Annotated in this window: 3 protein-coding genes; 1 reads left to right on the top strand and 2 read right to left on the bottom strand. The window is 61.7% G+C overall.

Translation table 11 applies throughout. From position 1 onward, the window contains the following. The first annotated feature begins 34 nt into the window (after window positions 1–34). Window positions 35–1,060 (top strand): LacI family DNA-binding transcriptional regulator, encoded by a 1,026-nt coding sequence (locus KUW00_RS08300; protein ID WP_045992521.1) that lies wholly within the window; start codon window positions 35–37, stop codon window positions 1,058–1,060. Window positions 1,061–1,127: 67 nt separating this feature from the next. Here the strand turns inward: KUW00_RS08300 and KUW00_RS08295 are convergent, their stop codons facing one another. Continuing rightward, window positions 1,128–3,464 (bottom strand): type I secretion C-terminal target domain-containing protein, encoded by a 2,337-nt coding sequence (locus tag KUW00_RS08295; protein WP_222568795.1) that lies wholly within the window; start codon window positions 3,462–3,464, stop codon window positions 1,128–1,130. A gap of 603 nt (window positions 3,465–4,067) precedes the next feature. Continuing rightward, window positions 4,068–12,152 (bottom strand): Ig-like domain-containing protein, encoded by an 8,085-nt coding sequence (locus KUW00_RS08290; RefSeq protein ID WP_222568794.1) that lies wholly within the window; start codon window positions 12,150–12,152, stop codon window positions 4,068–4,070. Window positions 12,153–12,276: the final 124 nt, after the last annotated feature.

The raw sequence follows: 12,276 nt of genomic DNA, 5'->3' as shown, positions 1-12,276 counted from the left end.
CGGCCATTTCTGCCACCCGACACGACATGACTCGATGAAAAAGAAATCCGTCACCTCACACGATGTCGCCCGTCTTGCCGGGGTCTCGCAGTCTGCCGTCAGCCGGACCTTTTCGCCGGATGCCAAGGTGTCGGACAAGACCCGCAAGAAGGTCATGGAAGCGGCGCGGCAACTGGGCTACCGGCCCAACACCATCGCCCGCTCTCTGATCACGCGATCGAGTCGCACCATCGCGGTGGTCGTCTACAGCCTCGAGAATCCCTTCTACAGCTATATGCTGGAAAAGGCGTCCCGCTTCTTCAAGCAGCAGGGTTACCACCTGCTGCTGTTCTCGGCGTCCAGCAGCGACGGCTTCGATGACGTGCTCGACGACATCCTGAGAAGCCAGGTCGAAGGCATCCTGATGCTGGCGATCACCCTCAATGACGACCAGGCAGCTCTGGTCTGCGACTACGGCATTCCGGTGGTGATCATCAACCGTACGGTCGACTACGCCGGCATCAGCCAGGTCGCCTGTGACAACTTCCAGGGCGGCTACTGGGCGGGCCGCCACCTGGTTTCTCTGGGCCATCGCCGCATCGCCTACCTGTCTGGCCTGGTCGACTCCTCCACCGACATCCAGCGTCGAGCAGGCTTTGTCGAGGGTCTGGCCTCCATGGGTGCCGCGCTTCACGACAGCGGCATCGGCCACTATCAATACACCAGCGCCTGCCAGGCCACCCGTCTGCTGTTCGCCAGCACCACCCCGCCCGACGCCCTGTTTGCCGCCAACGACCTGATGGCCATCGCCGCCATGGAAGTCATCCAGAGCGAGTTCTGCCTCAAGGTGCCCGAGGACGTCTCGGTCATCGGTTTCGATGACGTGCCCATGGCCGCCTGGCCGAGCCACTCGTTGACGACCCTGCAGCAGCCGGTACAGACCATGATCATGCGTGCCACCGAATTGCTGCTGGCCCAGATCGACCAGCCGGACACCCCACCACAGCAGATCACCCTGCCGGTCACGCCGATGCTGCGCGGCAGCGTCAGGCGCCCTTCAGGCGACGTCAACGACACCTAGTGAAGCGACGACCCTCTCGCCATCCGCCGACGCATGCGTGAGCATGCGCCGGCGGATGGGCCAGCGCCTATTCCACCTCGAGCTGTCCATGGTCGATCAATCGATCGAGGAAGGCGTCGCTGGATGCTCCGCCCATGCGCACGCCGGCCAGGACGATAAACTGATCGGCGCCGGCGCCGTGTGCGCCGATACCACCATCGGACTTGACCGCGATGACGGTATCGTCCCCCTCCTGACTGGCGTGCAGGAAGTCCGACACCTGGTGGTCACGGGCGTCATCGAGCAGATCAGACAGATCGAGCCGGTCTGCCTCGGGGTTGCGGGCGGTGTTGCCCAGGGTGAAGTCCTTGATCTCGTCTTCTGCAGGCCTGCGCACACTGCCCGCATCCCCCGCCTCGTAGCCAAAGGTGTCGGCGCCAAAGCCGCCCCACATCACGTCGCCACCGCGACCGCCGATCAGCACGTCGTCACCACCACCGCCGATCAGCACATCGCGCCCCCCTTGCCCAAGCAGGGTGTCGTTGCCGCCATCGACACGGTCTGTATCCATCAGCTCCCGGTAGTGGTCCTGGATATAGGCAATGATCTCTGCGTCGCTCGCCTCGGCGCCATTGCCATGGTGAACCGACCACTTGAGGTACTCGGTCAGCCCTTCGTAGCCGAGGCCGTCGTGGCTGCCGGCGGCAAAGCTCTCGTTGGTATCGCCGTCTCTCCAGCGGAGGTGGTCGGAGTTGACGGTGTCGCCAAACAGAATATCGGCCTTCACCCCGCCGGCAAGCACATCGTCACCGAGCACCTCGAGCGGTGCGTCGGGGCCACCCTGCGCCAGCGCGGCGTTCAGTACCTCCTGGGTGTTGACGATGACCGACTCACCGGCGGGTGACGTCCACTCGGTGCCGTCCTGCAGGGTGATGGTGCGAGCCCCCTGGGTCTCGGTATTGTCGAAGATGTCCAGATAGTCCTTGCGCAGTAGACCCGCAGGATCCGGCTCCCCCGCGACCTCTTCACCGATGCCGAAGGTATGCACCTCGGACAGCCGACCGAGTTGAAGGAACTGTTGATACGCCTTGTGGACAGGGGTAAAGGCCCCCGCCACATCGCTCTCCACGATGTGTCCACCCTCCCGGTAGGCGGTTGGGAGACCATCGGTCAGGAACATGGTCAGCGACCTGTCTCCTTCATCTTCCTTTGCGACATGGTATTTTCTGGCGGCGGAGAGGGCTGCCTGATAGTTGGTGGAGCCCTGGGCGGCCGCACCGTTGACGTAAGCGATAAGGCCAGCCACGTTATGTTCGTTCAGACCATCGACCGCTCTGGGTGAATGCGCCTTGTCGTCAAAACGCACCACTTGTACGTCGACATTTCCGTCGTGACCCGCCAGACGTGTGAGCAACAGATTGACGTTCTGCTGCAATAGCTGTAGCCGACTCAGACCATCGGTGCCGGACGGCTGGCGCATGCTGCCGGACTCGTCGATCAGGATCGAGATATTGTAGTCGACACCTGACGCAATCAATCCCTGCTTGCCGCCCAGGTCGCCGATCAGGACGTCATCACCCGGGCCGGTCGACCCATGATTATTTCCGTTGTCACCGACATAGAGTTCGCCATCTTCCCGGCCCGCCATCACATCGACCGTCAGTGACGCCGAGGTAATATCACCGTCGCCATCGGTGCCGGTGTAGTCGATCACTGCGTCACCGGCGAAGCCCTGGTGCGGGACGAAGGTCAGGGTGCTGTCGGGGTTGATGGTGACGCTGCCGACGCCAGCACCACCCTGAACGCTGGCCCTGATGACATCGCCCGGGCCATCGGCACCATGCTCATCGTTGGCCAGCACATCCACACGCACCGGCGTGCCGCTGGCGGTAGTGGCACTGTCGTCATGGGCGATTCCGCTGTCGTCATCGATGATGATCTGCACAGCTCCGTCAGCGCTGTCGCCGTCCCCATCCGTGACGGTGTAGCCCACCGTGAACTTGATATCGTCTTCAAACGTACCGCTGCGGTGGTCCAGCGGACCTTCGACAAACAACTTGTAATAGGCCGTTTCAGGGCCATGCAGTATCCAGATAACGCGGTCACCGTTGTCGTCGAAACCTTCCAGCGAACGACCGTTACCACTGAGCTGCCAATTGATCGGGACGCCGCCGGAGGTCAGTGCCGGCAGCCCGGCGGTGTGCCAGGTGAAGGAGCTCACGCCGTCGTTACCGACGTCATAGTTCAAACGAGCGGCGGTAAAGCTCTGGAAAGTCAAGGCGTCCCCTACGCCACCTCGAATGCCGCCGGGCAGGCCCTCTTCGTCAACCACCGACCTGATCAGACCGGCGGTCGGGGTATGGTCGTGTGGACTGTCGATCGAGGTGTAGGTGCTCGCATTGTCTGTTTCGGAATCGGTATTCATGACAGTCTCCTGTCCTTTAGTGGGTCGAAATTCGTGTATGACTCCTTGAAGCTAGGCGGTCGATACCGACCTCGACACTGGACTGGTGGCCACCACTTTTCGCCCCATTACTCCTCGATATCTTGCGCCAAACGCGACTTTCATAAAAAACCGACACTTGCGAATCAGCAAAAAACCACTTCGCATAAAAAGCCACGCGAAAGAAAATTCACGAAATCTCTTACCGACTGATACATAACAACTTTATGTTTTTCCACCGATTTTAAGACATGAGATTCCGGCATCGAAAAACTCGAAACAACACACTTCTGTAGGCCGGGTCAACGCCGGCGCTGCCATGGCTTATAAAAGCCAACAGACCACCTTGTAGGTCACCGCTACCTTTTGGAATATTGATCGATCAACATTGATCACACGACAGGAAAAACATCCATCAATCATCAAGACGTCGAGGCAGCGTTTCAGCCGGTTTATCGACACAAAAAGACGCGAAGAATATCGCGATAGCCGACAAGACATCACCCAGCCAAAGGCCGGGTGATCGAAGGGAATCTTCGCTGGAGTGATCCACCGCTTACTCCACTCTCTACTCCACTCCACTGCCTACTCCACCAGCAGCGCAGCCTCCTGGCCGATGCGCTCCAGGGTGGTGTCGCCGGCACCGGCGCCGTTCAGGGCCAGTGCTTGTTCACTATCTGCGCCGCTGTCCATGCCGCCACCACTGCCTCCACCACTGCCCCCTGCCGACGCGGGGCCTACGCTGTCTGTCTGGTCCTGTGGCAGCCAGGCCGCTACCTCCTCGTCGCTCTCGTCATCGAGCAATTCCGACAGCGCCAGCCGGCCCGCCTGGGCAGCGATTTCCTCGCCTGTCACAAGCACACCCGTGTCGCCAATGGCAGAGGCACTGACGTCAGCATCCGCTGGCGCTGGCGCCACGTTGGCTCTAGCGAAACTGCGAGCCTCATCGTATTCGCTATCAGCAGCATCTACCCAGAGACTCGTTTCACTGATAAAGCCCCCGTCGTACAAGAACGTCACCGTATGATCGGGATTGATCGTCACCTGGCCACCATCACCGCTGGAGACTCTCACCCCCAGGAAACCGTAGCCATCGCCGCCGAAGTTCACCAAATCGAGGGTCACCGGAATGCCGCTATAAAAGGTAAAGCCTTCCAGATCAGCAGTGATCACAGGCGTGTCGTCATCTACCGTCAGCCGGAGTTGTCCTTCAGCAGTATCGCCGTCACCGTCGGTAATGACGTAGCCGACCGCGACATTGATATCAATCTCCCCAAAGCCACCTTTGTGGTCCAACGGACGATACAGCTCGACGCGGTAGTCGCCGCTGTCGATATCGGTCATCTCGATGCCAATCACAGTATTACCGTCGCTATCGGAGGCCAGGAGGCTGTGGCCGGAGCTACCGAGTGACCAGGCCAGGGGGCGTCCTTGCGACGTTAAAGACGGCATGCCTTCTGTCGTCCAGCGGAAGCTGCCACGCCCTCCCTCACCGAAGTCATAGCCCAGCGAACCGGTCACCACGGTCTGCTCACCGGGAACGTCATTGAAACCGCCGGGGTTGCCGCCGAGGCCATCCTCATCGACGACGGCCTCGGCCACCATGGTGGCGGGGTCGCCATCGGTTTCCGGGGTCGTCGGTCTGGTGGGGTCGCCACCCGTCACATCGATAGAGAGCGTCGCCTCGCTGCTGTCACCGTCGTTGTCGCTGCTGCTGTAGTCGATCTCCGCCACGCCGGAGAAGCTCGGGTTGGGTATGAAGGTCACGGTGTCATCGGCATTGACCCTGATGCTGCCGACCCCTGCCCCTCCCTGAAGGCCAAACCCGCCGATGCTCCCCGGCCCATCGGCGCCATATTTATCGTTGGTGGACACATCCACGGTAATCGGGGTGTCACTGTCGGTACTGGCGCTATCATCGCTGGCGCTGCCGGCGTCGTCGTCGACAAAGAGCAGGAAGACACCCTCGGCACGGTCCCCGTCGCGATCGGTGACGGTATAGCCAACCTCTAAGGCGCGGTTATCCTCTACAACATAAGACAACGAGGGGGACGGCTCGTGATCCAACGGCTGGAACAGCGCCACTCGATAGCTACCGCTGGCAACATCGGTCAATTGCACCGAGATCACCCGGTCGCCACTGCTATCTACGCCCAGCAGCGAACGCCCGTTACCGCTTAACTGCCAGGTCACCGGATCTCCGCCGGTCGTCAGCGTCGGCAGATCGTCGCTATGCCAGGTAAAACCACCCTGACCGTTATTTCCGAAGTTGTAGCCCAGCAAGCCGGTGGCGACGGTGCGTTCGGTGGCAACATCCCCATCTCCTCCCGGGATACCGCCTGGCAGCCCGTCTTCGTCGACGAAGGTCCTGACAGGGACAGTGTTCGGATCGTCATCGGTTTCCGGGGTAGTCGGGATGTCATCGGTTTCGACGTCCACGACAAGCGTGCCGGTACTGATGTCACCGTCGCCGTCCATTGCGTCATAGTGAACACGCGCAACGCCAGAGAAAGACGAATCGGATTCAAAGGTCAAGGTACTGTTAGGGTGGATCTTGAGGGTGCCGACGCCGTCGGCGCCACCCTGAATGCGGGCGCCGACAAGACGTCCCGGCCCATCGGCGCCGAACTCATCATTGGCCAGCACATCCACCCTGACCCGGTCACCGCTCACGGTGCTGACACTGTCATCATTGGCGCGAACGCTGTCGTCATTCACGCTGACATTGAGCACGCCTTGCGCAGCCTCGCCGTCACGATCGGTGATCACGTAGCCCAGCGCCATGTCGATACTGTCCTCGCTCATGGCATCATCGTGATCAAGCGGTCGGAGCAGTGACACGCAATACTCTGCGTTGAGAATATCGATGATTCTGACGCGCAGGACGTCATTGCCCTCGGTATCGGAGGCCGTCATGGTATGGCCGGTGGCATTGAGCGACCAGCTCAATGGGCGGCCTTGTGACGTCAAGGAGGGCAGACCGTCGGTGCTCCAGCGGAAGGTTCCACGCCCATCAGAGCCAAAGTCATAGCCCAGCGAGCCGGTCACGACGGTCAGCTCGCCTGGCGCATCACCCGGACCACCGGCAACACCACCGGCCAGGCCGTCCTCGTCGACAACCGCCGTGGCGGGTCCGGTGGCTGGATCGTCATCGGTCTCCGGGGTGGTAGGACGATCCGTGCCCTGGTCGACACTGACGCTGAGCTGTCCAGCGGTAATGTCGCCGTCTGCATCGCTGCCGGTGTAATCAATCAGCGCGGTGCCGGTAAAGCTTGCCTGTGGCACAAAGGTCAACACGCCAGCGCTGGTTAGCGTGACGCTGCCGACATCCGCGCCTCCCTGGACACTGGCAGCGATCACCCGTCCCGGGCCATCGGCGCCATGGTCGTCATTGGCCAGCACGTCCACATCGACCGCTGTCGCGCGATCGGTGCGCGCACTGTCGTCGTTGGCACGACCACGGTCATCATCCACGGTCACGCGCAGCACACCCTCAGCAGTGTCACCGTCAGCGTCGCTGACGCTGTAGCCCACGACGAAGTTGAGGTCGTCCTCGACCCTGGCGTTGGCGTGGTCCAGCGGCCTTGCCACTGCCACCTTGTAGCTGCCGGTCGCCTGATCGACAAGCTGAACCGAGATGGCCCTATCGCCATTGCTGTCAAACCCCACCAGCGAACGACCGTTACCGTTGAGCCGCCAGGTCACCGGATCACCGCCGCTGGTCAGCGACGGCAGGCCGTCGGTGCTCCAGCGAAAGTCTCCCTGGCCATCGCTGCCGAAGTCATAGCCCAGCACGCCCGTCGCGACCGTGAGTTCGGTGGGCGCATCCCTGACACCGCCGTGGATGCCGCCCGCCAGGCCATCCTCGTCGACCACGGCCTTGGCGGGGTTGGACAGGGGGTCGCCGTCGGTCTCCGGAGTGATGGGAATACCGGCATCATCGCTCTTGACCACAACGCGGAGCTGTGCACTGCGGGTATCACCGTCGGCATCGCTCGCGGTGTAGTCGATCAGCGCACTCCCTGAGAAGTCAGGGTGGGGGATAAAGGTCAGGGTGCTGTCGGGATTGATGGTGACGTTGCCAACCGCTGCCCCACCGCGCACGCTGGCGGAGACGAGACCACCCAGGCCATCAGCGCCGTACTGGTCGTTGGCCAGCACGTCCACGCTGATCGGGCTGGCCTTGTCAGTAGTGGTGCTGTCATCGACCAGCAGCATACTATCGTCATCCACGCTGATCCTTAGCTGGCCCTGGGCAGTGTCGCCGTTGCCGTCGGTGATCATGTAGCGAACGGTCAGATCGATATTGTCCTCGAGGCTGGCATCGTCGTGGTCAAGCGGCCGGTGCAGCTCGACACGATAGAGCCCCTGCTCGAGATCGGTGATGCGGACGCTGATCACCTCGTTGCCAAGCGCATCCACGCCCGTCACCTCATGCCCGGTACCGTTGACCAACCAGCTCAACGGGCTACCCTGTGAGCTCAGCGCCGGCAGGCCATCGGTGACCCAGTGGAAGGGAAACAGCCACGGCCCGTCCTTGCCGAAGTCATTGCCCAACGATCCGGTGACGACCCTGGCCTCTCCGGCCACGTCCCCCGGGCCGCCGGCGATGCCACCGGCGAGGCCTTCCTCGTCGAGCACGGCCCGGGCCGAGACGGTGGCAGGGTCGCCATCGCTCAGCGGCGTGATCGGTACATTGTTGCCAGAGGCGCCGACACTGACCTCGGCACGTCCGCCGGTCTCATCGCCATCACCGTCAGTGTATCCGAGCTGCAACAAGGCCGTGCCGTGGAACTCGGGATGCGGCGTGAAGGTGGCATAAAAATCACCCTCTTCGTGGCTGACCTGGCCAACGCTATCGCCGCCGACGACCTCGGCGCGAAAGTTGGCGACCCGCTCGAAGTCGGCGCCGATAAGGATGTCATCCCGCAGATCAAACCTGACCGGGGTATCGGTGCCAGTGAAGTACCATCCCCTGTACCCACCACCACGGGGACTGTCGTCGTCCACCAGGATGTCCAGCGAGCCTTGCGCACTATCGCCGTTGCCATCGGTGATGACGTAGCCGACGCTGAAGGTGATGTCGTCTTCCAGGTAGGGGTCGCTGTGATCCAGTCCCTTTAGCAGTTCAACTTTGAAGATGCCCGGCTCCAGGCCCAGGAGCTTTATGCTGATCACGTCTACCTGGTCATAGTAGCCGAAAATATTGAGACCGCGGGCCTTGCCGATCAGGCTGTTACCAGCGGCGTTGAGCGACCAGGTCACAGGCTCACCATTCGCACTCAATTCGGGCAAGCCATCGGTGGACCAGCGGAAGCTGCCAGGCCCAGCCTCTCCAAAGTCGTAGCCCAGAAAACCGTCGTAATAGGCTTGGTAGTATCCGATATCGCCGGAACCACCTTCCAGGCCAGTCATTTCATAGGCATACAAGTAAAGCCGGTCCTCATCGACGATGGCGGTGGGCGCCACGTTCTCAGGATCACCGTCGCTGTCCGGGGTGGTGGGGCCGCCGGCGTCGCCACCTTCGACGACGACGCTGAGTGTGGCGGCGGCGGTGTCACCGTCGGCGTCACTGACGACGTAATCGATCAGCACCTCTCTGCCGAAAAGCTCCGGGTGAGGCACGAAGGTCAGGCTGTTGTCGGGGTTGATCGTGACGCTGCCGACCGCTGGCCCGCCGCGCACGCTGGCGTCGATGATGCCCCCAGGACCATCGGCGCCCAGCCCGTCGTTGTCCAGCACCGCTACCCTGATCGCCGTGTCGACGGCGATTGTGGCGCTATCGTCTCGGGCCACCAGGCTGTCGTCGTCCACCACGATGTCAAGCCTGCCGGCGGCAACGTCTCCGCCACCGTCGGTGACGGTATAGCCCACCTCGATAGAGAGGTCGTCCTCGATGCCCGAAATGACATGATCCAGCGGCTTGTCCAGCGTCACCTTGTAGCGGCCGGTCACCACGTCGACAAGCTGCACCGCGATGACCCTGCCGCCACCGCTGTCGACGCCCAGCAGCGAACGGCCATTGCCGCTTAGCCGCCAGCTCACCGGATCGCCACCGGAGGTCAGTATCGGCAGGCCATCGGTGTGCCAGCGGAAGCCACCCGGACCATCATTGCCGAAGTCGTAGCCCAGCGATCCGATGGTCACGCGACTCTGGGTAGCCGTGTCGCCGGCCCCCCCGGCGATACCGCCTGCCAGGCCATCCTCGTCGACCACCGCCTTGGGCGACCGGGTGTCGGGGTCGCCATCGGTCAGTGGCGTGATCAGCCCGTCAGGATTGACGGCCGCAACAGACACGGTGAGGGTGCCGACGGGGAAGTCACCGTCGCCATCGGAGCGGGCGTAGTCGATAAGCGCATCGCCGGAGAATCCCACAGCGGGAACAAAGGTCAGGGTGCCATCGGGATTGATCGACACGGTGCCCACAGCGTCGCCGCCCTGAACGCTTGCCTGCATGACCTTGCGTACGCCCTCGGCGCCGATCTCGTCGTTGCTCAGCACGTCCACGATGACCGGGGTGGCACTGAGGGTGGCGGCGCTATCGCTGTTGGCGCGGCCGGCGTCGTCATTGACACGGATCTCGAGTACGCCTTCAGCCGTGTCGCCGTCACCATCGGTAACGACATAGTCGATCACAAAGTCGACATTGTCCTCGATGCTTGGATCCGAGTGATCCAGCGGCTGGAACAGCTCGAAGCGATATTCACCCGTCGTGATATCGACAAGTTCAAGCCTGAATACCGAGCCGAACTGCGCGTCCTTGGCAATCAAGGTCCGTCCATTATTCACCCGTGACAGGCGCGGCACTTCCCCTCTCACCTCCACATCTACCAAATAGGAGCTACGAATCCAGGAGAAACCAGCAACCCCAGCGTCGCCAGCGTCATAACCCAGGAAACCGGTGGCGACCGTTGACTCGCCGGCGATATCGCCGATACCGCCAGCAATGCCGCCGGGCAGCCCCTCCTCATCGACGACGACCCTGGCCGGTTGGGTGTCGGGGTCGTCGTCGGTTTCCGGAGTGGACCGCGTCGTCGAGGCAGCGTCGCGGACATTGACGGTCAGACCTCCTTGAGTGGTGTCACCATCGCCATCGCTGCTGGTGTAATCGATCAGGGCATCGCCCAGAAAGTCCGGGTGAGGCACGAAGGACAAGCGGCCATCGCCCCGGACCGTGACGCTACCGACATCGGCTCCCCCTTGAACGCTGGCCGCGACAACCCCACCCGAACCGTCGGCACCGAGAACGTCGTTAGCCAGCACGTCGACGATGACCTGGGTGTCCTTGGACGTGGAAGCCCTGTCGTCGTTGGCGCGAGGAGCGTCATCATTGACCGTGACCTCGAGCACGCCGAAAGCGCTGTTGCCAGAGACGTCGACGACGACATAGCCCAACTCGAAGTGAATACTGTCATCGTTGCCAGCGCCTGAGTGATCCAGTGCGGCAATCTGGTCGCGGTCAGCAAAGTGTCTAACGTCAGGCAACCGTACCTCATAGCTGCCGGAGGCTAAGTCGGTAAGCACCACCTCGATGACCGCATACTCCTCCTGGGCGTCACTATCGTAGGCAACCCCACGCACCCTGTGGCTACTAGCGTCAATCAACCATGACACCGGATAGCCGTCGGCGGTCAGACGCGGCAAACTGGCGACATCCCAATCGAAGCTGCTCACCCGTTGAATTTCGTAGCCAGTTTCTTCTGAGCAATCGCTGCCGAGGTCATAGCCCAGCGACCCGGCCGCCACGACCGTTTCGCCTGTGCCTGAGCCGCTGGCACTGCCGTAGTAAGAGGCGGCTTCATCGACGATAGCGTGGGCCGGTTCGGTGGTGGGATCGCCATCGGTCTCCGGGGTGGTCGCCACCTCGCTGTTCTCACATTCTCGGATATCGAAGTGGGCCTCGATGTTCACCCGGTCGCCGTCACCATCGATGACAACGATCTGGAACTCGAACGATCCCTCGGCATCGGGGTCGGCCTTGAACACCCAATATTCCAAGTTGACGGCGAGCAGGCCTTTGTCGGTGTCGATCATCGCCCCCAGTGGATATTCGGTGTCGTCACCGGGCAGGCTGACAAAGACGCGGTCGAGGCCTTCTTTGCCAGCATCCATCCTCCAGCGATCGACGACAAAGTTCCCCGGAACGACCGAACTGGGAGTATCGATGCCGTTGTACCCCGAGTAGGTGGGTGGCGCTACATCAACCACATTGATGTCGACCCAGGCCTTCTCTTCCCTGCCCTCGTTGTCGGTGGCGATGAAAGGAAACGATAACGACAGAATGTCGTCGAAATCAGGCCCGGTATGGTCCAGTTTCCGATTCACCGAAACAGTGACCAACTCGTCGTCGTCAGTCAGTTGCAGGATCAACAGGGCTCGACTCGGATCCTCGTTCAGCAAACTCTCCTCGAACAGCATCAATCGCTGCCCGTCGGGTGAAATCCGAAACCCCACTGGCTCACCGTCCGCCGTCAGTTCGGGGAGGTCAGGAGCCACCCAGCGATAGGGCTCATTGCTGGCAGGATCTCTGTTGTATCCAAAGTCGTGGTTCAGCCTGAAGCTATAACTCCCACCGCCATCGGTGACAGAGAGAAGGACAGCAGCCTCCGCGCCGCGGGTATTCATCAGCGCAGTGGCGCTGGCATTGGCTCTTTCAGTGTCGGTATTCATGGGAGTGTCCTCGCCGCCGGTTGGTGGCGGCAAACAACGAAAACAAGGCAACAAGCACGGTGTGATTCCTGCGTCTGCCTTAAACCTAGGCACTGATTTTCGCTCTCGACACTGGACTGACGAA

Source organism: Halomonas sp. DP5N14-9, from assembly GCF_019802175.1.
Taxonomy (GTDB): domain Bacteria; phylum Pseudomonadota; class Gammaproteobacteria; order Pseudomonadales; family Halomonadaceae; genus Halomonas; species Halomonas litopenaei.
Note: the sequence above shows the minus strand (reverse complement) of the source record. Positions and strands in the feature narration are given on the sequence as shown.

Bases quoted from the DNA above. Each gene is read 5' to 3' on its own strand.
- KUW00_RS08300 (WP_045992521.1), top strand. From the start codon at position 35: ATGAAAAAGAAATCCGTCACCTCACACGATGTCGCCCGTCTTGCCGGG.
- KUW00_RS08295 (WP_222568795.1), bottom strand. From the start codon at position 3,464: ATGAATACCGATTCCGAAACAGACAATGCGAGCACCTACACCTCGATC.
- KUW00_RS08290 (WP_222568794.1), bottom strand. From the start codon at position 12,152: ATGAATACCGACACTGAAAGAGCCAATGCCAGCGCCACTGCGCTGATG.